Origin of the sequence: Mycobacterium sp., assembly GCF_035697385.1 — a bacterium.
Taxonomy (GTDB): domain Bacteria; phylum Actinomycetota; class Actinomycetes; order Mycobacteriales; family Mycobacteriaceae; genus Mycobacterium.
In genome coordinates this window covers 17,617-40,162 of record NZ_DASSCY010000231.1, presented here as the reverse complement: position 1 = coordinate 40,162, position 22,546 = coordinate 17,617, and the positions used below count along the sequence as shown (strand labels likewise).

The 22,546-nt window shown below is 66.1% G+C and carries 20 protein-coding genes; 5 read left to right on the top strand and 15 right to left on the bottom strand.

The genetic code is table 11. The features are described 5' to 3' along the window. Window positions 1–10: 10 nt before the first annotated feature. Both VFH65_RS19595 and pafA read right to left on the bottom strand, forming a co-directional pair. Window positions 11–898: a DUF559 domain-containing protein gene (locus VFH65_RS19595; protein ID WP_353323698.1), complete on the bottom strand. Its 888-nt coding sequence runs from the start codon at window positions 896–898 to the stop codon at window positions 11–13. Between the two features lie 121 nt (window positions 899–1,019). Continuing rightward, window positions 1,020–2,378 carry a Pup--protein ligase gene (gene pafA, locus VFH65_RS19590; protein WP_353323697.1) on the bottom strand — a complete coding sequence of 453 codons (1,359 nt, stop codon included), beginning with the start codon at window positions 2,376–2,378 and terminating at the stop codon, window positions 1,020–1,022. A gap of 201 nt (window positions 2,379–2,579) precedes the next feature. On the opposite strand from pafA, the gene VFH65_RS19585 reads away from it, so the two are divergent. From VFH65_RS19585 to VFH65_RS19575, 3 genes are read left to right on the top strand one after another with little or no spacing between them, the layout of a single operon-like run. Beyond that, window positions 2,580–2,858 carry a DUF7162 family protein gene (locus tag VFH65_RS19585; RefSeq protein ID WP_353323696.1) on the top strand — a complete coding sequence of 93 codons (279 nt, stop codon included), beginning with the start codon at window positions 2,580–2,582 and terminating at the stop codon, window positions 2,856–2,858. After that, complete coding sequence (locus tag VFH65_RS19580; RefSeq protein ID WP_353323695.1) at window positions 2,855–4,417, top strand: alpha/beta hydrolase; 1,563 nt, start codon at window positions 2,855–2,857, stop codon at window positions 4,415–4,417. Before VFH65_RS19585 ends, VFH65_RS19580 begins: the two co-directional genes overlap by 4 nt. A 19-nt stretch (window positions 4,418–4,436) precedes the next feature. Beyond that, a complete protein-coding gene (locus tag VFH65_RS19575) occupies window positions 4,437–5,324 on the top strand; it encodes an alpha/beta fold hydrolase (RefSeq protein WP_353323694.1) in 888 nt (295 codons plus the stop codon). Here VFH65_RS19575 and VFH65_RS19570 read toward each other — a convergent pair. Genes VFH65_RS19570 through VFH65_RS19535 form a run of 8 tightly spaced genes read right to left on the bottom strand, consistent with a single transcriptional unit; the run spans window position 5,290 to window position 17,242 of the window. Further along, window positions 5,290–6,075 (bottom strand): IclR family transcriptional regulator, encoded by a 786-nt coding sequence (locus VFH65_RS19570; protein WP_353323693.1) that lies wholly within the window; start codon window positions 6,073–6,075, stop codon window positions 5,290–5,292. The genes VFH65_RS19575 and VFH65_RS19570 overlap by 35 nt on opposite strands. Before the next feature lie 15 nt (window positions 6,076–6,090). Then, window positions 6,091–7,944: a putative nucleotidyltransferase substrate binding domain-containing protein gene (locus tag VFH65_RS19565; RefSeq protein WP_353323692.1), complete on the bottom strand. Its 1,854-nt coding sequence runs from the start codon at window positions 7,942–7,944 to the stop codon at window positions 6,091–6,093. After that, the gene (locus VFH65_RS19560) at window positions 7,919–9,442 is read right to left on the bottom strand and encodes a GMC family oxidoreductase (protein ID WP_353323690.1); all 1,524 of its coding nucleotides are present in this window, start codon (window positions 9,440–9,442) and stop codon (window positions 7,919–7,921) included. The genes VFH65_RS19565 and VFH65_RS19560 overlap by 26 nt, the downstream gene beginning before the upstream one ends. Next, a complete protein-coding gene (locus VFH65_RS19555) occupies window positions 9,442–10,977 on the bottom strand; it encodes an APC family permease (RefSeq protein WP_353323689.1) in 1,536 nt (511 codons plus the stop codon). The genes VFH65_RS19560 and VFH65_RS19555 overlap by 1 nt, the downstream gene beginning before the upstream one ends. Window positions 10,978–10,991: 14 nt before the next feature. Then, window positions 10,992–12,470 (bottom strand): aldehyde dehydrogenase family protein, encoded by a 1,479-nt coding sequence (locus tag VFH65_RS19550; protein ID WP_353323688.1) that lies wholly within the window; start codon window positions 12,468–12,470, stop codon window positions 10,992–10,994. Next, on the bottom strand, window positions 12,467–13,639 hold the full coding sequence (locus VFH65_RS19545) for an aromatic ring-hydroxylating oxygenase subunit alpha (RefSeq protein ID WP_353323687.1): 1,173 nt from the start codon (window positions 13,637–13,639) through the stop codon (window positions 12,467–12,469). Before VFH65_RS19545 ends, VFH65_RS19550 begins: the two co-directional genes overlap by 4 nt. Window positions 13,640–13,671: 32 nt before the next feature. After that, window positions 13,672–14,805 (bottom strand): N-methyl-L-tryptophan oxidase, encoded by a 1,134-nt coding sequence (gene solA, locus VFH65_RS19540; protein WP_353323686.1) that lies wholly within the window; start codon window positions 14,803–14,805, stop codon window positions 13,672–13,674. Window positions 14,806–14,809: 4 nt separating this feature from the next. Beyond that, entirely contained in the window at window positions 14,810–17,242 is a 2,433-nt protein-coding gene (locus VFH65_RS19535) for a GcvT family protein (RefSeq protein WP_353323685.1), read from the bottom strand. A gap of 145 nt (window positions 17,243–17,387) precedes the next feature. Between VFH65_RS19535 and VFH65_RS19530 the strand changes: the two genes are divergently transcribed. Further along, window positions 17,388–17,711: a hypothetical protein gene (locus VFH65_RS19530; protein ID WP_353323683.1), complete on the top strand. Its 324-nt coding sequence runs from the start codon at window positions 17,388–17,390 to the stop codon at window positions 17,709–17,711. On the opposite strand, the gene VFH65_RS19525 is transcribed toward VFH65_RS19530, so the two are convergent. Beyond that, window positions 17,708–18,253, bottom strand: a complete 546-nt coding sequence (locus tag VFH65_RS19525) for a TetR/AcrR family transcriptional regulator (RefSeq protein WP_353323732.1) — start codon at window positions 18,251–18,253, stop codon at window positions 17,708–17,710. The two genes, VFH65_RS19530 and VFH65_RS19525, sit on opposite strands and share 4 nt — an antisense overlap. Before the next feature lie 63 nt (window positions 18,254–18,316). Here VFH65_RS19525 and VFH65_RS19520 point away from each other — a divergent pair, with 63 nt between their 5' ends. Continuing rightward, on the top strand, window positions 18,317–19,045 hold the full coding sequence (locus VFH65_RS19520) for an SDR family NAD(P)-dependent oxidoreductase (RefSeq protein ID WP_353323682.1): 729 nt from the start codon (window positions 18,317–18,319) through the stop codon (window positions 19,043–19,045). Here the strand turns inward: VFH65_RS19520 and prcA are convergent. From prcA to dop, 4 genes are all read right to left on the bottom strand, one after another. Beyond that, on the bottom strand, window positions 19,034–19,786 hold the full coding sequence (gene prcA, locus VFH65_RS19515) for a proteasome subunit alpha (RefSeq protein WP_353323681.1): 753 nt from the start codon (window positions 19,784–19,786) through the stop codon (window positions 19,034–19,036). The two genes, VFH65_RS19520 and prcA, sit on opposite strands and share 12 nt — an antisense overlap. Continuing rightward, on the bottom strand, window positions 19,783–20,622 hold the full coding sequence (gene prcB, locus VFH65_RS19510; RefSeq protein WP_414688460.1) for a proteasome subunit beta: 840 nt from the start codon (window positions 20,620–20,622) through the stop codon (window positions 19,783–19,785). Before prcB ends, prcA begins: the two co-directional genes overlap by 4 nt. A gap of 62 nt (window positions 20,623–20,684) precedes the next feature. Continuing rightward, window positions 20,685–20,879 (bottom strand): ubiquitin-like protein Pup, encoded by a 195-nt coding sequence (locus VFH65_RS19505; protein ID WP_353323679.1) that lies wholly within the window; start codon window positions 20,877–20,879, stop codon window positions 20,685–20,687. A gap of 140 nt (window positions 20,880–21,019) precedes the next feature. Next, complete coding sequence (dop, locus tag VFH65_RS19500; RefSeq protein ID WP_353323678.1) at window positions 21,020–22,516, bottom strand: pup deamidase/depupylase; 1,497 nt, start codon at window positions 22,514–22,516, stop codon at window positions 21,020–21,022. Window positions 22,517–22,546: the final 30 nt, after the last annotated feature.

Below are 22,546 nucleotides of genomic sequence, written 5' to 3'. Positions count from 1 at the left end.
ACATGAGCGCTCACGCGGCCGCGGTCCGCATGAGTTGGGCATCGATGCGGCGCAGCATCACATCGGGCTGCCTTCGCACATCGTCGCTGACGATGGACAACACCCGCCAGCCGACCTCTTCGAGGGCAGCCCTCTTCTGGCGATCCTTTCGTAGCGCTTCGCGCGAACTGTGCCAATCGAATCCGTCGAATTCAACGGCGACCCGCCGATCCGGCCAGGCAAAGTCGACTCGCCACAATCGCCCGTCTAGGTCGACGATTTCGTACTGCAGAACAGGTTCTGGTAGTCCGCCGTCAAGCATGACAAGACGGGCCTCGCTCTCCATCGGTGACTCGGCCTCGCGCCGGGCCAGCGGAATGAGGTCTCGAACCGCGACGATGCCGCGGCGCCCTGCCTGGGCCTTAGCGGCTGCTAGCAAGTCGCGGCGATCGCAAGTCTGGCTGCGCAAGGCTGCGTCGAGCGTCGCCAACGCACGGGGTCGGTGCAAGCTCCGCGCGACCTCGACCGCCGTCCAGCTTGGCGTGGTGAGCGGGCGGCCTCGGTAGCTGGTGAGCGGTGCGCCTTGCCGCCGGTGCACTTTGAGGCCGGTGTGGTCCCGCAGGAGGTGGCCCTCCGGGTTAAGGACGTGCAATTCGGTGACGTCCTCGGTGTCGTAGCCGAAGATCGCCGCGGCGGTGCCTAAACACACCGCGACCTGCTCACCGCAGCGGACATCCAATCCGCGTAGCCGAGTGAACAGGTCGGGTGCACCAAGGCTGTAGATGCCCGGAAAGATCTTGACCAGCCCGGAGCTGCGGAGACGACGCTGCATACCGCGCCGGCTCAGGTGAGCCAAAATCTGCGGTGAGGTGGCAACTCCGCCCTGCGCGGCGAACACGGCGCGGAGCTCTGGAGGCATTTCCGCATTGTGGGTTCGGTTTGTGTGAAGCCGCCAGTTGACCCTGTGGATAACGGTCGAGCGCTCGTCGTTGTACGAAATTTCAAGCCGAAACCGTACAACACTGAGCGCTCGTCGAGCGTTACATGCTGGCGATGAGCCGCTTGACCCGCTCGTCGACCGACCGGAACGGGTCCTTGCACAGCACGGTGCGCTGGGCCTGATCGTTGAGCTTGAGGTGCACCCAGTCGACGGTGAAGTCACGGCCGGCTTCCTGCGCTGCACTGATGAACTCGCCGCGCAGCTTGGCCCTGGTGGTCTGAGGCGGGGTGTTCACCGCGGCTTCGATTTCCTCGTCGGTGGTTATCCGCGTCGCCAGGCCCTTGCGCTGCAGCAAGTCAAACACGCCGCGCCCACGCTTGATGTCGTGGTACGCCAGGTCCAGCTGCGAAATCTTCGGGTCGGACAGCTCCATGCTGTAGCGATCCTGGTAGCGCTGGAACAGCTTGCGTTTGATCACCCAGTCGATCTCGGTGTCGACCTTGGCGAAGTCCTGGCTCTCGACCGCGTCGAGTTGGCGGCCCCACAGATCGACGACCTGTTGGATCTGCGTGTTCGGCTCGCGGGTCTGCAGGTATTCGACGGCGCGGCCGTAGTACTCCCGCTGAATATCCAACGCGCTGGCCTGGCGACCGCCGGCCAACCGCACCGGACGACGGCCGGTGAGATCGTGGCTGACCTCTCGGATGGCGCGGATCGGGTTGTCCAGCGAGAAGTCGCGGAACGCCACGCCGGCCTCGATCATCTCCAGCACCAGCGACGCAGTGCCGACCTTGAGCATGGTGGTGGATTCGCACATGTTGGAGTCGCCGACGATGACGTGCAGGCGACGGTACTTCTCGGCGTCGGCGTGCGGCTCGTCGCGGGTGTTGATGATCGGGCGGCTGCGGGTGGTCGCCGACGAGACGCCCTCCCAGATGTGCTCGGCACGCTGGCTGAGGCAAAAAGTAGCTGCCTTGGGGGTCTGCAACACCTTGCCTGCGCCGCAGATCAGCTGGCGGGTGACCAGGAACGGCAGCAGCACATCGGAGATCCGGGAGAACTCCCCGGCGCGCACGATCAAGTAGTTCTCGTGGCAGCCGTACGAATTCCCAGCCGAGTCGGTGTTGTTCTTGAACAGATAGATGTCGCCACCGATGCCCTCGTCGGCCAACCGCTGCTCGGCGTCGATCAGCAGGTCCTCGAGCACCCGTTCGCCGGCGCGGTCATGGGTGACCAGCTGGGTCAGGCTGTCGCATTCGGCGGTGGCGTATTCGGGGTGGCTGCCCACATCGAGATACAACCGTGCGCCGTTGCGTAGGAAAACATTCGAACTGCGGCCCCATGACACCACCCGCCGGAAAAGGTAGCGGGCGACCTCGTCGGGGCTCAGCCGACGATGGCCATGGAACGTGCACGTGACACCGAATTCGGTCTCGATGCCCATGATTCGTCGCTGCACCTCATCGAGACTACTGGTTGCTGGCCGAACGCGGCGCGCAAGCCGCGCCGATAACCGAACGAAGCCCTGCAATTCGATCGTGTCCTGACAGATCGCGGCAGCCGCCGAGGCGACCCGGCCGATGTCCTGGGCCAAGCGCGGCGACCTCAAAGCCTGTGGATAACTTCAGCGCGGTCACTCGCCGATCTGTCAGCATGAGCCATGGGGGAAATCGCCGAAGTTGATCTCACAACGCTGCGCGGGGTCGCCGACCGGGTCATGGCCGCCGCGGATGCGATTGCCGGAATGCGTTGGCCCACACTAGATCCCGAGGGGCTGCAGGGTTCGGCCGTCGGCAACATCGCCGCGCCGGTACTCGTCGCGGCCCGGCTCACCGACGTAGTCGCCAATATGCGCGGCTGGGCGCTGGCCGCGCATATGTCGGCCGACGCCTTCGAGCGCGCCGACACCTCCAACGGCGCGCGGTTCCGCGAGAGGTGACCCGGCCGACGGTCTCACAAGCAGAGGCCTGGCAGCCGGACTCACTGCGTCGCCTCGCGGACGCGTGGGACGGCGCCGTCGACGACCTGATAGCGAAAGTCGACGCGCTTGCACCCGTTGTGGATTCCTGGAGCGGCGAGGCCGCTGATGCGGCGCACGACAGCGCGAGCACCATCGTGGCTGCGGGTGACGCCGCGGCGCGGGCGTTGGTCATCGCGTCGGTGGCCGCCCGCGATGGTGCCGATCAGATCGCCTCAGCACGCGCCGACGTCATGGCGCGGGTGGCTGCCGCTCGCGACGAGGGTTTCGCGGTAGCCGATGACGGCTCCGTGTCCGTACACGCCGATCCGCCGCCATTGCTGGTCGCGTTGTCGGGCGGCGATCCAGGGGTGGCCCGCGACATGCTCGTGATGCGGGCCGTCGAGCTGACCGAGCAGATCGCCGACGCGCTGGACCGCCTTGAAGCCGCCGACACCGATGCCGCCAACGACATCGCCGAAGCCCTCAGGCCTGCGCCCATTGCGGCCGCTGCACAGACCGTCCCCGCTAGCGCCTGGCGGTCGATGAGCCAGGACAGCATCGCCGAACAGATCGCCGCGCTGACCCCCGAGGCGCGGCAGCGACTCGTCGCCGAGTTCCCACGCGAGGTGGGTAACACGGACGGCATGCCGTGGGACATGCGCGTCGCCGCGAATCGGACCAACATCGCCCAGGCCATCGTCGACACAGACGACCCGATGCGCGTCGCGTTCTACCGCAGCCTGCTGAGCGAGGTCGACGATCCAACCGGCGGCAGCGAGCGGGTCGACCGGCAGATCCTTGCTTTTGACCCCGGGCGGGCGTCCCTGGTGGAACTCAACGGGAATCTGTCGAGAGCGACAAGCGTGGCGGTGCTCGTTCCGGGGCTGAACACGACGATCGAGGGTTCTGCGGCCAACACCCAGACCGCGAGGCGCTTCGTCACGACCACTCGCGGCGAGGTCGCGACCATCACCTATCTGGGCGGGCCGTTCCCGCAGGGCGGCAATGTGGCAAGTGCCCTGGTCGACGCTGCCAATCCCCGCTACGCCAGGGACATGGCACCGCGACTCGTGGCCTTCAGCGAAGATGTCGACCGCACCGTCGACGCAAAAGCCGCCACCGGGCCTCCGGTTCCGGTCACCTACATCGGGCATTCGTACGGCGGCTCGATCCTTGGCACCGCCGAAGCGGCCGGGCTCACCGCCGACCGCACGCTGTACTTGGCCGCGGCGGGAGCCGGCGTCGGCGTCGACGACCCCGGCGACTGGCACAACCGCAACCCGCAGGTGGAGCGCTTCTCGATGACGGCGCCCGGCGACTTCATTCAGGCCGTGCAGGGTATTCCCGGCGGGCCGCATGGCGCCGACCCCGACGAGATGCCGGGCGTAATACATTTGCCCACAGGCTATTACGACGACGGTCGGTTGATGGCAGGCCCCAATGCACACTCCGATGTGATCAACTCACCGTCCGACGCGTGGCGCACCATTCTCGCTGTCATCACGGGTGATTCGGAAACCCTGCACAAAGCCAGCTGACAAATCGCAAGATAGGCCAATGTGGTCGCGAAGCGCCCCGGTCGACGGGTTCCGGCTGGCCTTCGACAGGTTCGGGACAAAGGGCGCACCGGCGGTGGTCTTGTTGCACGGATGGCCGGGCAACCGTCACGACTACCGCCTGGTCGTGGCGCTGCTCGGGGACACCGCCGATGTCATCGTTCCCGACCTGCGTGGGTTCGGCGGCTCTGACAAGCACGACGTCGCGGTGCGCCACTTCTACAGCGCCACCGCCCAGGCCAGCAGCGTCGTCGGCCTCATCAAGGAACTGGCTCTGTCCGATGTCGTGCTCGCGGGGTATGACGTCGGAAGCCGCGTCGCGCAGAGCGTCGCCCGGATGCATCCCGATCTGGTGCAGGCACTGGTGCTGTCTCCCCCGCTGCCCGGCGCCGGTGACCGCGTCCTCACCGCGCAGGCTCAGGGCGAGTTCTGGTACCAGGCCTTCCACCAACTGCCACTCGCCGCTCAATTGATCGACGGCAACCCCGATGCGGTCCGGGATTATCTGCGGCATTTCTGGAATCACTGGTCCGGCCCGAATTTCACTGTCACCGAGGATGATTTGGAACGCCTGGTGTCCGATTACGCCCTACCGGGCGCGTTCACCGCCTCCATCGCCTGGTATCGCGCCGGCGCAGGGATGATCGCCCAGTCGCTCACCGAGCTACCACCCGATCGGGCCATCAAGATTCACGCGCCGACGGATGTCCTTTGGCCGCAGCATGATCCGCTGTTCCCGCGCCAGTGGGCCGATCGGCTGGAGCACTACTTCATCGATGTCCAGCTGCATTCCGCCGTTGACGCCGGGCATTTCACACCGCTCGAGTGCCCCGAACAGTTCGCCGAGCTGGTCCTTATCCGTGCTCGAACCAGCCTAGGCGGCGGCTGATGACCTCCGCCGCGGCGACTGTGCGCTTGGCGTGCTCCTCGAACTGGTCCTCCGCAAGGCGGTATGACGGACCCGAAACACTCAGCGCCGCAATTACTTGCGCGTTCGCGTCGTAGACCGGAGCCGCGACCGCATTCAGTCCGACCTCGAGCTCCTCAGTCACGCTCGCCCACCCGCGTTCACGGACGGTGGCGAGTTGACGTTGCAGGTCGGTCAGCTTCACAACGGTGTTGTCGGTAAAGGCTTCCAGCCCGGTCGCGAATCTGGTCCGCACGTCGGCGGGGTCGAGTCCGGCGAGCAGCACCTTGCCACTGGATGTCGCATGCGCTGGGCAGCTCTGACCGACCCATGTCCGCAGCGTGATCTCCGCCGGGCCGATCGCCTCGGCGACGTTGACGATGCGGTCGCCGTCCAGGATCGCCACGTTGGCGGTCTCCCCCGCGTCGGCGGCCAGCCCGTCGCAGACGTCCTGGCTGAGTTTCACCAGGTCCAGACGCGCACTGCTGGCTCGGGCCAGCCGCGCGATCGAAAAGCCGAGCCGGTACTTGCCGCGACCCGACACTTGTTCGACGTAGCCGCGCGATTCCAGCACCGTGAGCAGGCGCGACACCGTCGACTTGTGCACACCGAGCTCGGCGGCGATCTCCGTCACGCCGGCCTGTCCCAGCGTCGCCAAGATCTCCAGCACCAGCAGTGCGCGGTCGACGGATTGCACCGCGGCGGTGGGTTGAACATCCTCACGCTTGGCCATGATTACTTTCAAAGCCTATACGCGCGGCATGCCGAAGTTGCCGACCCGTCTGCGGACCGCGGCGATTTCGCGCAGTCCGTCGCCGAGCAGGCTGCGATTGAGCGGCGAGAGCTCGGACATCGTGATCACGTCCCCAGGCGTGTGGCCGGCGGCAATCTGTTCGACCTGATGTGCCATGCGCAGCCGCTGCAACATCACGAACACGTCGCACAACGTGGAGGCGTCGCGTGTGCTGATCGCGCCGGCCTGCGCGGCGGCATCGAGCCTCGTCGGTGTTGTCGCCGATGTGACGTCGGCGGTGAGGCCACCCCAGCGGGCGAGGTTGACGATCGGCGTCACCGCATGGCTTTTCAGGTCGAACGTGCCGCCGCGCCTCGAAAGCACGTCGCGCAGCGATCGCGTGCGAACCTTGCCCGATAGCGCATCGAGCAACTGGAGCCGCAACGCGTTCGGGTGTTCGTCGGCCATCCGGCGGTACGCCGCAGGCACCGAGTGCAGCGCGGTATCGCCCCATACGACGCGGCCGTCGATGAGCAGGGACGACAAGATCAGGCCGCGATCCCGCAACGGGTCGTCCAGCCAGCCCTTCGCTGCCGTGAACCAATCCGATTGTGAGCGCGAGAAGTTCGGCTTGAACGCGATAGCACCGTTGCGGTCCGAGGGCAGTCCGCAGCCGTCCAGAATCTCGTGTGTGCGCGCAGCAATGTTCCGCAATCGTGTACTCGCCGAAGGCAATCCGTCGCGCCACGACAGCGCGCTGTCCACGTCCGACGATGGCATGGCCTCGCGTCGGGCCACGCTGCCAAGGGTGAGCCACGCGAACCCGTCGCTGGGCGCATGGTCGGCCTCGGCGAGCGCCAGTTCGAGTGCCTTGCGCACCAGGCTGTCGATGACGACGGACAGGATCGCACTGGTCGCCGACGCCTTGGTCCCGTTGCGGAACAGATCGCCCGCCATGCCTGTGACGCGATGACCCACCTTTTGCAGCTCAGTTGTGTTGGCGGCAAGGCCGATTGAGCGGCGCAGCATGAAGCTCTGGCGGGCCGAGGCGGCGAGTAGGTCGGCATCCTCCAGCACGCCGACGACGTTGCCGCGCGGCGTGACCACCGGCATGTGCCGCAGCCCGCATTCGAGCATCTCCATCAGCACCGTCTCGGCGGTCAGATCGGCGGTGACGGTGCGCGCGGGCGCGCTCATCACCCCGCCGATCGGCACATCAACGGGCAGGCCCGCAGCCACCACCCGGGTGCGCAGGTCGCGGTCGGTGAAGATGCCGAGGCCGCCGCCGGGCAGCCTGATCAACGCATACGACACATGATGCTCGGTCATCCGGACCACCGCGTCGCGGACGGATGTGTCGGGGCTGACGAGCAGCACCTCGCCGTGCACGAGTTCGGCGACGGGCCTGCCGTCGGTGGCCGGCGCGATCGTGGGCCGGTCGGTCGTGCCGAGGTTCCAGGCCGACGAGGCGAGGAACGCCAGGCCCGCCGGCTTGGCGAACTGCGCCCGCACCAACGCGCCTGGCAGCCGGATCAGGGTGCTCGCAACCGTGGTTCGGGCCTCGAAATCCATTCCACCACCGGCGAGCAGCGGCATGTAACCGAAGATGCCGCCGGGCCCGACGGTGTCGATGGTGATGCCGTCGCCACTGGCGTGTAGCGCGACGGTGCCCGTGTAGACCATCCACACGTCGTCGGGAACCCGGGTCGCGTAGTCGGCCACCGAAGCCCCAGCGGGAAAATCCACCACGGTCGAACCGGCGACGAGTGCCGCCAGCTCGTCGTCGGACATCGCCTGGAACGGCGTGTGGTCGCCCAGGAATGACGTGAGATCGGTTGCTACGTCAGCGCTTTCGGATGAGGTCGGCACACTTCTCAGCCATCGTCATGACGGTGATGTTGGGGTTCACCGAAGGCAGCTTCGGCATCGCCGACGCGTCGACGACACGCAGCCTCGAGACACCCTTGACCCGCAGCTCAGGATCGAGGACCGCCATCGGGTCGGTGACCGCACCCATCCGCGCGGTCGCGGCCGGATGGTAGACGGTGTTGTGGCATTGGTGGATGTAGTCGAGCAGTTCATCGTCGGACCTCGCGTCGGGCCCAGGAGCGAGTTCGCGCTGGACCCAGCCCGTCAACGGTGATTGTTCGGCGATCTTGCGGGCCAGCCGGACGCCGGTCAGCATGATTCGTTCGTCGTATCCGTCGGGATCGGTGAAGTAGCGCGGATCCACACGCGGGCGATCACGGAAGTCACGCGTGCGCAGCCGCACGGTGCCGCGTGAATGGCCCTGAGTTACGTTGGGCGTCAAGCAGAATCCATTGTCGGTGGTCGGGTAGCCGCGGCGCAGCGTGTTCATGTCGAACGGCACGCTGCCGTAGTGCATCATCAGGTCCGGTTGCGTGATGCCCTCGTCGACGCATGCGAACAGGCCGATCTCCCACCATTGCGTCGACGTCTGCACCATGGGGCGAGAGGCCTCCCAGAACACCAGCCCCTCGACGTGGTCGTCGAGGTTCTCGCCGACACCCGGTGAGTCGACCCGCACATCGATGCCGAATTCTCGAAGGTGATCCGCAGGGCCAATCCCAGACAGCATCAGCAACTTCGGAGTGTCGATCGCCCCTGCGGTGACGATGACTTCGCGCCGCGCCGACACGTCGTCGTAGCCGGACAGGTCGGGCCGCTGATAGCGGACCCCCGTCGCCCCAAGGGAGTCATCGAACAGGATCTCGCTGACCCAGCACTTGGTTCGCACCTCGAGGTTCCGGCGGGATTCCAGGATCGGATGCAGGAACGCGACGGAGGTCGACATGCGCGTGCCGCCCTCATCCGCATTGATCTGAAACCAGCCGGCGCCCTTGCGGACCGTCTCACCGCGGTTGAACGCCACAGTGGGCAGCCCGACCATGGCGGCGGCCTCCAAAACCGCTGCCCCGCAGGGATCCTCAGGTGGGACGTCGCGAAGCGGCACCGTCTCGGTCAATCTCTCGACCAGGGGCAGGACTTCGGCGGCGCTCCAGCCGTCAGCACCCATCTTCACCCACTCGTCGAGGCATTCAGCAGGTGGCCAGAACGCGATGCACGAGTTGTGCGACGAGCACCCGCCGAGAACCTTGGCGCGGGCATGCCGCATGAACGAGTTGCCCCGCTCCTGCGGTTCGACCGGGTAGTCCCAGTCGTAGCCGGAGTCCAGCAGGTGCATCCACTCCGTCAGCACCAGGATGTTGTCGTCGCCGACGTCCGACGGCCCGGCCTCCAGCAGACACACCGTCACGTCGGGGTTTTCGGACAACCGTGCGGCGAGCACGCAGCCCGCGGTGCCGCCGCCGGCGATCACGTAGTCGAACGTTCCGGCGTCAGACATCAGGCCTGTTCCACCGCCTCGGATTTCGTCGTTGCCGCGTGAGACTCAAGGCAACCGATGTGATGACGCCCCTTGACGAAATACCAGAGCAGGCCCAGCCCGAGGATCAGACCGATGTAGACGAACGCGCCCCAGGTGTTGTACCAGGGCTCCCCGTATACGGCCGCTCGCGGCCAGGCCAGATTCACCGCCATGGCGACACCCCAGACCACCGCCACGATGTTGACCAGCAGGCCCCACCTACCCATGGTGAAGTAGCCGCCCTCTTTGAGATCCTTTGGCGGCCATTGACCTTGCAACCGCTTCTTGAGCATCGGTCCGGTGACCATCAGGTAGGCCATGTAGATCATGATGATCGCGATGGACGTCAGCACCGTGAAGATCTTCGGCTGACCAATGTTGATGACCAGGATGATCACCGCGATGATGCCGATGGTCACCGCGGGCACGATCGGGGTCTGGGTCTTCGGGTTGACCGTGGCAAGCTTCTCGCCGAACGGGAGCGCGTTGTCACGCGCCATCGCGAAGGTCAGCCGGATCGCGGCGGTGTGCACGGCCAGCGCGCACACGGTCACCGCGATGACGATGCACACCAAGAAGATCCGTCCGACGGGCCCTCCCATCACCTGCTCGACGATGTACTGCAGGCCGCCCGAGCTCGCACCCAGTTCCGGGTCCTCCAGATTGGGGGCGGACATCACCGCGAAGACGAGGATTGCACCGCCGATGACGAAGGACGCCAAGATGGCTCGCGCAATGGCCTTGGGTGCGGTGCGGCGCGGCTCCACCGTTTCCTCACCGAGTGAGCTGGCGGTGTCGAAGCCGTACATGACGTATCCCGATGCCAGCGAGGCGATCAGGAATGCACCGAGGAAGCCTGCGCTCTCGCCGGCGCCATATCCGTTGGTGGAGAAGAACACATCCGGGCCCCGCTCGATGTTGATGGCCAGGATGAAGGCGATGAGCACGGCGGCGATCAGTTCGATGAAGACGCCTGTGCTGTTGATCCGGGCCATCAGCCGCACGCCGAGCGCGTTGATCAGCGTGGTGAACACGATCAGGATGGTGCCGAGGATCACCGCGTTCGTCGCGAAATCGTATTCGCCGCTACCGTCGCCGATGAACTGGAATCCGCTCCACACCCGGGGCAGGTTGAGCTGGTAGGCCAGCGCCACCGCGGACAGCGTCACGATCGACGCCGTGAGCATCAGCCAGCCCGACGTCCATCCAACAAGGCGACTGGCGAGTTTCTTGGACCAGTTGTAGACGGAGCCGGCGACCGGGTACTTCGCTGCCAGCTCCATGAAACACAGTGCGACAGCCATCTGTCCCACGAACACCAGCGGCCACGACCAGAGGTACGCAGGTCCCGCGGTTCCGAAGCCGAAGTAGAACAGCTGGAATGTGCCGGTCAGGATCGAGATGTAGGACACGCCGGCCGCGAAGCTCGCGAATTTTCCGATGCTCCGGTCCAGCGACTCCTTATAGCCGAAGTCCTCCATCCCGCTGTCGGCGTGCGGCTCCTTGATCACCATGATGGTGTCCTTTCCTAACCCTTGAACCAGCCGGCCGGGGCGGGCGCGGTGTTGTGCCAGATGTGTTTGATCTCTTGATATTCCGCGAGCCCGGTCGGTCCGAGTTCGCGTCCATTGCCGGACTTCCCGAATCCGCCCCACTCAGCGGCGGCGGTGTAGTAGCCGAAGTCGTTGAGCCACACGGTGCCGTGCCGCAATGCCCGCACCATTCGCTCGCCTCGCGCCGGATCAGATGTCCGGACACCGGCCGCGAGACCGTATTCCGTGTCGTTGGCGAGAGCGATCGCCTCAGCCTCTGTGGTGAACCGTTCCACCGTGAGGATCGGCCCGAAGGTCTCCTCCTGGACGATCCGCATCGACCGGTCGCACTGGTCGAAGATCGTGGGCAGGTAGAAGCTGCCCTTGTCCAGCGCCGGGTCGCTGGGTCGTGCACCGCCGGTCACCAGCTTCGCACCTTCGGAAATGCCTTGCTGGACATGGGCTTCCACTTTGGCACGATGCTGCTCGGAGACCAGTGGCCCGGTCTCACTGGCCGGGTCCATGCCGTCACCGACCCGGATCTTCTCGGCGCGCGCGGCAAGCTCGGCGACGAAGTCGTCGGCGATGGACTCCTCGATGATCAGCCGGGTGCCTGCCGAGCACACCTGCCCCGAATGCAGGAACACACCGGTCAGAACGTGGTCGACAGCGCTGTTCGGTTCGGCGTCGGCGAACACGATGTGCGGGTTCTTTCCGCCGAGTTCGAGTGCCACCTTGGTGACGTGTTTGGCGGCGGTCTCGGCGATGGTCCGGCCAGTCGCCACTCCCCCGGTGAACGAGATGAGGTCGACGGCCGGGGTGTCGGTGAGGGCCGACCCGATCGTCGCGCCGCTGGCCTGCACGAGGTTGACCACCGACGCAGGCACGCCGGCCTCTTCCAGTAAGTGGACGAACGCGATCGTGGTCAGCGGGGTGACCTCGCTGGGTTTGGCGACCATCGTGCAGCCGGCGGCCAGCGCCGGGGCGATCTTCCACGACATCTGCAGCAGCGGGTAATTCCACGGCGCGATCAGCACACAGACGCCGATCGGTTCACGCACCACGCGGCTGATTACCGCGGGATCGCCGACGTCGACGAGCCGGTCGGATTCGGCGCCGGCCAACCGCGAGTAGTAGCGGAACACCGAGGTGACGTCGTCGATGTCGATGCGGCTTTCGGCCAGGGTCTTACCGGTGTCCCGGGTTTCCAGCGCCGCTAGATCCTCTTTGTCGCGCTGCAGCAGGTCGGCGATGCGGTCGAGCAGCGCGGCGCGTTCGGAAACCGGGGTGGCGGCCCAGGAGCCGTCGTCGAAGGCTGTGCGCGCGGCCGCGACGGCGTCTCGTGCGTCATCTGGGGTGGCCTCGTCGACGACCGCGCCGACGCTGCCGTCGGCGGGGTTGATGATTTCTCGTGTTCCGCCGTCCGAGGCGTGCCGCCATTGCCCACCGATATAGAGATCTGGTTCACCGTTCACACGCGCTCCACCTGCCCGTCGCCGGAGCCGCCCGGCCGGCGACATTCAGCAGCGAGACGGGACACTACCCACTGATGGAACTCCGCGATGTGGTGTTCGGCGGGAACCAATACTCCGCCGTGCCGGTAGGCCCGTGACGACATCGCCGGCTGAGTTCGCTCGCACGCCTCGAAGTCCTGCTCGTTGACGCGGTGGAACAACTCTACGGAATGCGAGACGTCCCGCCCAGACGACACCACGTCGGCGGTGTAGAGCCAGTCGCATTCGACGATCGTCCGCGACGGCGAGATCGGGAACATCCGGTGGAAGATGATGTGATCAGGGACCAGGTTGATGAACACCGTCGGCTTGACCGTGATCGCGTAGTAGCGGCGGTCCTGGTCATCGGTGATCCCTGGCAGCCGCTCGAATCCGGTCGAGCCGTCCACCGTGAATCCGTCTACCTGCGAACCGAATTCGGCGCCAAGGCCGACGTTGGCCTGAGCCGCCATTCCCCTGGCGAACTCCGGCAGCACGCCGACCAGTTCTGGGTGGATCGAGCTGCAGTGGTAGCACTCCATGAAGTTCTCGACGATCAGCTTCCAGTTGGCCGCCACGTCGTAGACGACACGGTGGCCGACGTCCAAACCACCGATGCCGTAGCGGTTGATGGCGTCGGAGTCACCAAGGCGCACGGTCGTCTCGGCGATGACATCTTCGAACGGGGGCGGGGTGTCGGACAGGCACACCCAGGCGTAGCCGAGCCACTCGGTCAGCGCGACGGGAACCAGTCCGAACCGGTAGCGGTCGATGGCCGCGCCGGTCTCGTCGGTCAGCGATGCGATGTTGGGCGCGGCCATGAGTTTGCCGTCCAGCGCATACGTCCAGGAGTGATACGGGCAGCGGATGTTGCGCTTCACCTCGCCCTGCGGCTCGGTGCACAACTGGGCGCCCCGGTGGCGGCAGATGTTCAGGAAGGCCCGCAGCAGTCCGTCGCGGCCACGAACCAGCAGCACGCTCTCGCGTCCGATCTGGACCGTTTTGAACTTGCCTGGCAACGCGAGATCCGACGACCTGACCGCGCAGAACCACATGTTCTCGAAGATGCGTTCCTGCTCGGCGGCGAAGACACTGTCGCTGACGTAGTAGTTCCCACCGAGCGTCGTGCGCAGTGCAGGAGGTGGGTGCATCGCGGGCGGGAGTAGGGGGGGAACATTGCCGGTCAAGTGGTCACCAGTCGCTTCGGGTCGAACAACGAGATGGGATGGCCGGTCGCGCCGTCGATGGCGAGGTCGGCGAGGATCTCCCCAATGACAGGGACGAACTTGAAGCCGTGTCCCGAGAATCCGCATGCCACTGTGATATTCGCGCAGTCGGGGTGACGCGCGATCACGAAGTGTTCGTCCGGGGTGTTGGAGTACATGCATGTCGCCGAGTGCAGACACGGGCCGTCGAGCGCCGGGAGCAATTGCGCGACCCGGTCACGCATTTCGCTGATCTCGTGGTCGTGCACAGTGCGGTCGATGGTGTCCGGGGTGCAGACGATGCCCTTGCGGAAGAACGCGACCTTGACCCCGCCGTTCGGCCCGTCGATCGCCGGAAAGCCGTAGATCTGCATGCCGTCGGTGTTTTCGGCGATGAAGATCGGATGGTCGACGAAGGTGTCGGTGCCCCCGACGGGGTCGAGCCAGTACAGCACCTGGCGCTCGATCGTGATCGGGATGCCGAACTCGGCGAGCAGCTGCGGCGCCCACGCCCCTGGACAGATGACGAGTTGCCCGGCGCTGTAGGTCGCGTTCGCCGTTCTGACGGTGACGCCGCCGGCCGTCTCGCTCCAGTCGAGGACCTCTTCACCGAACATCAACGTGGCGCCCGCGCGCTCGGCGAGATCGATGTGGGCCTGGACGGTCATCTCGGGCCTGGCGAAGCCCGCCTTCGCCTCGTAGAGCGCGATGTCACCCGGATTGGGAGTGAAATTCGGGTAGCGGCAGCGGATCTCAGCGGCGTCGAGCAGCTCGTGCGGCAGGTCCCATTCCCGGCTGGCGCGCAGGCTGCCCGCGACCGTAAGGCAGTCCGGCGGCCCGATGAACAGCCCTCCGGTGAGCCGGTACACGTCGCGCTCGGCATCGGCGGCGAGCTTTTCCCACAGCTCATAGGCGCGCAACAGCAGCGGCACGTACGCCGGATCCTCGAAGTAGGACTGCCGGACGATGCGAGAGCCGCCGTGGCTGGAGCCCTTGTCGTGGGCCGGCGTGAATCTCTCCAGCCCGAGTACTCGTTGGCCGCGGGCGGCGAGGTGGTAGGCGGCGGCGCTGCCCATTCCACCGAGCCCGATCACGATGACGTCGTAACCCATTCCGCTACCTCTTGATCCGGGCCATCTCGGGATCCACCACGGGTTCGGCGTGCACCACCGCGGTGTGCCGCGTGCCGCGGTAGTCGACCGACACGCTGTCGCCGACAGAGGCGGTGGCCGGCAGCCACGCATAGGCAATGGTGCGGCCGATCGTCGGCGAATAGCCGGCGCTCGTCACGTACCCCACGCACTCACCGCCGGTGTAGACCGGCTCCTTGCCGAGCACCACCGCGGTTGGCTCGTCGAACACGATGCTGCGCAGGACATTCTGCGGTTCAGTATCCAGCGTCGCCTTACCGACGAAGTCCTTGTCCATTTTCACCGCGAAGCCCACGCCCGCGGCGGCCGGCTTGTGCTCGGCGGTCATGTCCGTTCCCCAGAGGCGGTAGCCCTTTTCGATCCGCAGGCTGTTGAAAGCGATCCGGCCCGCGGCGATCACGCCATGGGGTTTGCCTGCCTCGGCGAGCAGGTCCCACAGCGCGGCACCGTATTCGGCGCTGGTATAGATCTCCCAGCCGAGTTCACCGACATAGGACACCCGCAGCATGGTGACCGGAATCGCGTCCAGATACGTCTGTTTGGCGCGGAAGTACTTGAAGGCGTCATGGGACAGGTCGTCGGGACACAGCGGTGCCACCATGTCGCGGGCGAGCGGGCCCCACACGCCGATGCAGCACGTGCCGCCGGTGATATCGCGCAGCGTGACATCGTCCGGCAGGTGGCGGGCCAACCAGTCGAAGTCCATCGGCCCGTTGACGGCGACCTGGAAGCCGTTCGGACTCAGCCGGGCGACCGTGATATCGCTTCTGATACCCCCGTTTTCGTCGAGCAGCAGAGTGTAGGTGACCGACCCGACGCTCTTGTCGACGTTGTTGGTGGTCATCCGCTGCAAGAACGCCGCGGCGCCGGGCCCGGCGACCTCGTAGCGGGTCAGCGGTGTCATGTCGTACATCGCGACGGCGTGCCGAGTCCAGTGCGCCTCGGCGATCGAGATCGGCGACCAGAAGCGGGATGACCATTCGTCGCGCTCAGGGAACGACAGACCGTCGGAGCGAAGCCGTTGCGCCAGTTCGGCGTTCGCTTCGAACCAGGCGGGACGCTCCCAGCCGGCACCTTCGTAGAAGAAAGCCCCGAGTTCCTTCTGCCGCTCATAGAACGGGCTGGTCCGCAAACCACGCAGCGCGGTGCGGAACTGGTAGGGATGGATGATGTCGTAGACCTCGACGAAGGCCTGCGAGCTGGTCTGCTCGATGAACTTCGGGCTGCGCGCGACGTCCTCGAAGCGGTACAGGTCGCATTCGTGGATGTCGATGGACGGAGTGCCGTCGATGATCCATTCGGCAGTGGCCTTGGCGACGCCGGCCGAGTGGGTGACCCACACCGCCTCCGCGACCCAGAACCCGCTCAGCTCACGGTGCTCACCCATGATCGAGAAGCCGTCGGGCGTGAACGAGAAAATGCCGTTGAACGCCTCTTCGACCTTTGAATCACCCAGTGCGGGAAGCAGTTCCTGCGCCTCGTGCCAGGCCGGTGCGAAGTCCTCTTCGGTGAACGGCAGCATCGACGGCATCGATTCGCCCGCGGTGTCGGACATCAGCGTGGACATGTCGACCGGCATGGGCTTGTGGCTGTAGGAGCCGATGCCGATGCGGTCGACGTGTTCGCGGAAGTACAGGTCGGCATCCTGGTGTCGCAGGATGGGCAGCCCGGCCTCCGACAGTTCGGTGTTGCGGCCAACCAGGGCGGAAACCTGACCGGTGCGCGCGTATTGGTGCGCCATCGGCACCAGCGGCACAACAAGCCCGACCTGCTTGGCGAACTGGGCGCCCCAGAAACCGGCCGCGCACACCACGATGTCGGCGTCGATGACCCCTGCCGTGGTGTGTACGCCGGTGACCCGGCCTGCCGTCTCGGCGATTCCGAGGACTTCGGTGTGTGGCCGGAAGGTCGCGCCGCGCGCCATCGCCTGTCGCGCCTGGGCTTCGGCGGCGCGCACGGCCTTGGCCAGGCCGTCGCTGGGTGTGTGGAACCCGCCGAGGACGCGCTCGCGGTCCAGCAGCGGGTGCAGGTCCAGGCATTCGGCCGGGCTCACGAGCCGACCCTCGATTCCCCATGCAGCGGCCCAGCCCGCCTTGCGGTGTAGATCGGCCAAGCGCTCGGGCGTGGTGGCGACCTCGAGCCCACCCACGGAGTTGAATGCCCACCCGTCGGGATGCTGCAGAGCACGGAACTTTTCGACGGTGTAGCGCGCGAAGGTGCTCATCGTTTTGGACGGATTGGTCTGGAAGACCAGGCCCGGCGCGTGCGATGAGGAACCGCCGGTCGCGAACAGCGGCCCGCGATCCAGGACGGTGACGTCGGTGCACCCGCGCGCGGTCAGCTCATCTGCAAGGGAGGTACCGACGATGCCAGCGCCGATCACCACAACTTTGGGCATGCGGCCCACTCCTAGGTTGTTGCGATTAGCGCAACGTTCTCTGTATGACGCAACAAATCGTCCTCCCGATACGCACGCTCGTCAACAGGAACGCGCAGAATTAACCCACCCGGTTTAGTCTCGGGTGATCTCAGCAAGGGGTCAGATGAGAGCGTCGAGCCGATTCGCGGCGTGCGGAGCCGCGATGGTGATCGCTGCGTGCTCGGCCCCTTCGACGGCAGCGCCCGACGAGTGGACGATGCCCGATCTGATCGGCAAGGACCTGCAGGGCGCTCAGGACGCCATTCAGTCGCTGACGCACAGCGCGGTTACCTACACCGGTTCGACGGATCTCAGCGGGCAGGACCGGATGCAGGTCAGCGACCGGCACTGGATGGTTTGCACATCCACACCGCCGCCGGGCGAAACGTTCACCACCGAAACCCAAATCGACTTCGGTGTCGTGCGTCTCGAGGAGACCTGCCCTTAGCGGGCCCGCAGCCCGTCGAGCACGAAGCCGAGGTGGCGGCGCCATACCGCGTCGTCGCCTTCCGACATCGAAATCACCTTCGACATCGCCCACAGCAGCGTGGCCAGATCGTCGCGGCGGAAGTCTGCGCGCAGCGCGCCGGCGTCCCGCGCGCGGCGCACCACCGCATCCAGCATTCCCCCGGCACGCCCACATTCGGCGGTCACGTCGACTGATCCGACGGGATTGCGCGCGATCGCGTCGTTCAACGAGCGGTCGCCCGCCTGAATGGTGAACAGCCCATCGAGGAATCCGGCGAATCCCTGCCACGGATCGGGATGGGACATCGCCCCCGCGGCCAACCGATCGATGTCGGCCAGTCGCTCGGGGAGCACCGCATCGAGCAGTGCGCCGCGATTTGGGAAATGGTTGTACAGCGTGCCGATGCTCACCCCGGCGCGCCGCGCAATTTCCTCAAGCGGCACGTCCACCCCGCGCTCGGCGAACAGCTCTGCGGCGGCCGTCGTCAGACGGTCGCGGTTGCGCAGAGCGTCCGCCCGCATCGTCGCCACCAGCCGATTCTAGCTAAGTTGAGGCGATACTCAAATTGTGGTACTAACTTGAGCATGACCTCAACTTCTTCTCCAGTCATCGTCGTGGTCGGCGCCGGCCCTGGACTCGGACTATCCGTAGCCCATCGATTCGGCGCCGAGGGCTACGCCGTCGCACTGGTCTCCCGAAGCTCCGCCCGCCACGCCCGCTACCTTCGATCACTCGCCGACGCCGGCGTGGATGCGGCGGCGTTCACCGCCGACGCCGCCGATCCGACGGCCCTGCGCGCGGCCATCGGCGCCACCCGCGCCCGGTTCGGCCGCATTGACGTGGGCTACTTCGGGCCTGCCGCGGTCACCCAGTTGTTCGGTGACATCACCACGCTTGACGCGGCCGGCGCGGAATCGGCTGTGCGAGGCGTGGTGCCCGCCGTCGACTTCGCCTCACTGCTCATCCCTGAGTTCACCGCGCGCGGCGATGGCGGGCTGCTGTTCGCCGGCGGCCTGAGCAGTGTCGTGCCCATGCCATCGCTCGGCGGTCTGGCCCTCTTCGCTGCCGCATTGCGCAACTATGCGATCACCCTTCACGCGGCTCTGGAGCCTGCGGGAGTCTATGCGGGCACGATCACAATCGGCGGCCTGATCGAACGCGGCGACATCCACCAGGCGATGCAAGGCAATCCGGATCTGTTCGGTGCCGCTGCCGTAGAAACCCTGAATCCCGACGACCTGGCGGACACCGCGTGGCGGTTGTACAACGAACGAAACGACGCCGAGGCCGTCGTCAACGCCCTAAGAGTCTGATGACTCGCCGGACTTCGACTCGGAACCCGAATCCTCTTCCGGCAGTACTGCTTCCAGCGCCGAGCCGGTGATCCGCCGGAATGCGCGGCGCGGCCGATTGGCATCGAGGATCGCCACCTCGAGCGTCGAGGGTCCGAGTGTGCGCTGATCCGAACCGCCGTTGGCCGCGCCCGCCTTCAGCGCATCGACAGCGACCTTCACCGCGTCGGATAAGTCGAGGTTCTCCGAGTAGGACTCGTTCAGCGCCGCTGTGATCGGCTCGGTGGTACCGCCCATCACCACGAAGTGCGGTTCGTCGGCGATCGAGCCGTCGTACGTAATCCGGTACAGCTCAGGCGGTTTGGTTTCCCCGAAGTGGGCGACCTCGGCCACACACAGCTCGACCTCGTAGGGCTTGGCCTGCTCGGTGAAGATCGTGCCGAGCGTTTGCGCATACACGTTGGCGAGCTGCCGGCCCGTGACGTCGCGGCGGTCGTAGGCGTAGCCGCGAGTGTCGGCGAACTGAATACCGCCCCGACGCAGATTGTCGAACTCGTTGAATCGGCCGACGGCGGCGAACCCGACGCGGTCATAGAGCTCGCTGACCTTTTGCAGCGACCGCGACGGGTTCTCAGCGACGAACAGCACGCCGCCCGCGTACGCCAGCGCCACCACACTGCGGCCACGGGCAATTCCTTTGCGCGCAAGCTCCGAACGCTCGCGCATCGCCTGCTCTGGCGATATGAAATATGGAAAGCTCACGAATCTCCCCGCGCGTCATGCGACTGAGCAGCACTGTCGGGACCGAAAGTATCTTGACGGGACCGGCTTTGGATCACCTCGCGCGCCAGTTGGGCGATCCGGCTCTCCGCCACATCCTCGGCACCCTCAGCGCCGAGGATCACTGCGGTCGGATAGATGCCGCGCACCAGGTCTGGTCCGCCCGTCGCCGAGTCGTCATCGGCCGCGTCGTACAACGCTTCCACCGCCACCCGCAGTGCCGAATCCGCGTCATTCACCTGCGAATAGAGTTTCTTGATCGACGACTTCGCGAAGATGGAGCCCGATCCCACCGACTGATAACCCTCTTCTTCGAGGTTCCAGCCGCCGGCCGCGTCGAACGACACGATCCGCCCCGCCGCTTCCGGGTTCGGGTCGTCAAGGTCGAAGGCAGCCAGCAGTGGAAGCGCGACGAAGCCCTGCAACGCGGCACCGAGGTTGCCGCGGACCATTGTCGCCAGCCGGTTCACCTTGCCGCGGAACGTCAGTGGCACACCCTCGGTCTTCTCGTAGTGCTCGAGCTCGACCGCATACAGCCGGGCGAACTCCACCGCGATGGCCGCCGTGCCCGCGATCCCCGTCGCCGTGTAGTCGTCGGTGATGTACACCTTCTGCACGTCGCGGCCCGCGATCATGTTGCCCTGTGTGGACCGGCGATCGCCCGCCATCACGACGCCGCCCGGATACTTCAGCGCGACGATCGTCGTGCCGTGCGGCAACGCATCGCTTGGGCCAATGGGCGCAGCACCTGAGGAGTTCACGGGCAGGAGTTCAGGCGCCTGACGGCGCAGCAGGTCAGAAAAGGACGACAAGTCCATGGGTACGGAATGCGCTCCGGGGAGAAGTTTGGGAAAGGCCAGCTGTTCGCGATGCGGCCAGGTCACTGTCCGCCCTTCTGGACGTACGCGCGCACGAAGTCCTCGGCGTTCTCCTCGAGAACGTCGTCGATCTCGTCCAGCAGGTCGTCGGTCTCTTCGGCTAGCTTCTCGCGACGCTCTTGCCCGGCAGCGGTGCTACCGGTGACGTCATCGTCGTCCCCGCCGCCACCGCCACGCTTGGTCTGCTCCTGAGCCATCGCTGCCTCCTGCGTATGTCATCGGCGGGCCTACTGCTGCCCGCCGGTTCCTCCACACTACCGTTCGACGCGGGAATTGCCCGGGATAGCGCGCCGCCGGGGGGTGGGCGGGAAGGCTTCCGCGAGGTGGGCGGAACGTTTCAGGTGGTGAGCTGCTCCACCAATTCGACGGCGCTGTCCACCGAGTCCAGCAGGGCCCCGACGTGCGCCTTACTGCCCCGCAGCGGCTCCAGCGTTGGAATCCGGACAAGCGAATCGCCGCCGAGGTCGAAGATCACCGAGTCCCAACTGGCCGCGGCGATGTCGGCGCCGAACCGACGCAGGCACTCGCCACGGAAGTAGGCGCGGGTGTCCGTCGGCGGGTTGTCGACGGCGTCGATCACTTGTTGCTCGGTGACCAAGCGCTTCATCGAGCCGCGCGCGACGAGCCGGTTGTACAGGCCCTTGTCGAGCCGCACGTCGGAATACTGCAGGTCCACCAGGTGCAGGCGAGGCGCCGACCAGCTCAGGTTCTCGCGGTGACGGAAGCCGTCGAGCAGCCGCAGTTTGGCCGGCCAGTCAAGCACGTCGGCGCATTCCATCGGGTCGCGCTCGAGCAGATCGAGCACGTTGGCCCAGGTTTGCACGATGTCGGCGGCGCGCGGGTCGGGGTCGCGGCTGTCCACCAGTTTGGCGACACGGTCCAGGTAAATCCGTTGCAGCGCAAGGCCGGTCAGTTCACGGCCGTCGGCGAGTGCGACGGTCGCGCGCAGCGACGGGTCGCGGCTGATGACGTGCACGGCGTGCACAGGGCGGGCCAGCGCCAGGTCGGACAGGTCCATGCCCTCTTCGATGAGGTCCAGCACCAGCGCCGTCGTGCCGAGCTTGAGATAGGTCGACGTCTCTGCGAGGTTCGCGTCGCCGATGATGACGTGCAGCCGCCGGTACTTGTCGGCGTCGGCGTGAGGCTCGTCGCGGGTATTGATGATGCCGCGCTTGAGCGTGGTCTCGAGGCCGACCTCGACCTCGATGTAGTCGGAGCGCTGGGAGAGCTGGAACCCTGGCTCGTCGCCTGACGGCCCGATGCCGACGCGGCCGGAGCCGGTGATCACCTGACGGGACACCAGATGCGGCGTCAGGCCCGCGATGACCGCCGAGAACGGCGTCTGGCGCGACATCAAATAGTTCTCGTGCGACCCGTAGGAGGCACCCTTGCCGTCCACGTTGTTCTTGTAAAGCTGCAGCTTGGCCGCTCCTGGGACACTGGCAACGTGGCGGGCGGCGGCCTCCATCACCCGCTCACCGGCCTTGTCCCAGACCACCGCGTCGAGCGGGTCGGTGCATTCCGGCGCCGAGTATTCGGGGTGGGCGTGGTCGACGTAGAGCCGGGCGCCGTTGGTCAGGATCATGTTGGCCGCGCCGACCTCGTCGGCGTCCACCACAGGCGGCGGACCGGCCGAGCGGCTCAGGTCGAATCCACGGGCGTCACGCAGCGGCGATTCCACCTCGTAGTCCCAGCGGGTGCGCTTCGCACGTTGAATCCCCGCGGCCGCCGCGTACGCCAGCACCGCTTGCGTCGATGTGAGTATCGGATTCGCGGTCGGATCGGACGGCGATGAAATGCCGTACTCGACCTCGGTTCCGATGATCCGCTGCATTGCCTCAGCCTAGGCGACGCAGCGCAGTAG

Excerpts from the sequence above, each read along its gene's own strand:
- VFH65_RS19595 (WP_353323698.1), bottom strand. The coding sequence starts at position 898 with ATGCCTCCAGAGCTCCGCGCCGTGTTCGCCGCGCAGGGCGGAGTTGCC.
- VFH65_RS19585 (WP_353323696.1), top strand. The coding sequence starts at position 2,580 with ATGGGGGAAATCGCCGAAGTTGATCTCACAACGCTGCGCGGGGTCGCC.
- VFH65_RS19575 (WP_353323694.1), top strand. The coding sequence starts at position 4,437 with ATGTGGTCGCGAAGCGCCCCGGTCGACGGGTTCCGGCTGGCCTTCGAC.
- VFH65_RS19570 (WP_353323693.1), bottom strand. The coding sequence starts at position 6,075 with ATGGCCAAGCGTGAGGATGTTCAACCCACCGCCGCGGTGCAATCCGTC.
- VFH65_RS19560 (WP_353323690.1), bottom strand. The coding sequence starts at position 9,442 with ATGTCTGACGCCGGAACGTTCGACTACGTGATCGCCGGCGGCGGCACC.
- VFH65_RS19555 (WP_353323689.1), bottom strand. The coding sequence starts at position 10,977 with ATGGTGATCAAGGAGCCGCACGCCGACAGCGGGATGGAGGACTTCGGC.
- VFH65_RS19545 (WP_353323687.1), bottom strand. The coding sequence starts at position 13,639 with ATGCACCCACCTCCTGCACTGCGCACGACGCTCGGTGGGAACTACTAC.
- solA (WP_353323686.1), bottom strand. The coding sequence starts at position 14,805 with ATGGGTTACGACGTCATCGTGATCGGGCTCGGTGGAATGGGCAGCGCC.
- VFH65_RS19535 (WP_353323685.1), bottom strand. The coding sequence starts at position 17,242 with ATGCCCAAAGTTGTGGTGATCGGCGCTGGCATCGTCGGTACCTCCCTT.
- VFH65_RS19530 (WP_353323683.1), top strand. The coding sequence starts at position 17,388 with ATGAGAGCGTCGAGCCGATTCGCGGCGTGCGGAGCCGCGATGGTGATC.
- VFH65_RS19525 (WP_353323732.1), bottom strand. The coding sequence starts at position 18,253 with ATGCGGGCGGACGCTCTGCGCAACCGCGACCGTCTGACGACGGCCGCC.
- VFH65_RS19520 (WP_353323682.1), top strand. The coding sequence starts at position 18,317 with ATGACCTCAACTTCTTCTCCAGTCATCGTCGTGGTCGGCGCCGGCCCT.
- prcB (WP_414688460.1), bottom strand. The coding sequence starts at position 20,622 with ATGGACTTGTCGTCCTTTTCTGACCTGCTGCGCCGTCAGGCGCCTGAA.
- VFH65_RS19505 (WP_353323679.1), bottom strand. The coding sequence starts at position 20,879 with ATGGCTCAGGAGCAGACCAAGCGTGGCGGTGGCGGCGGGGACGACGAT.
- dop (WP_353323678.1), bottom strand. The coding sequence starts at position 22,516 with ATGCAGCGGATCATCGGAACCGAGGTCGAGTACGGCATTTCATCGCCG.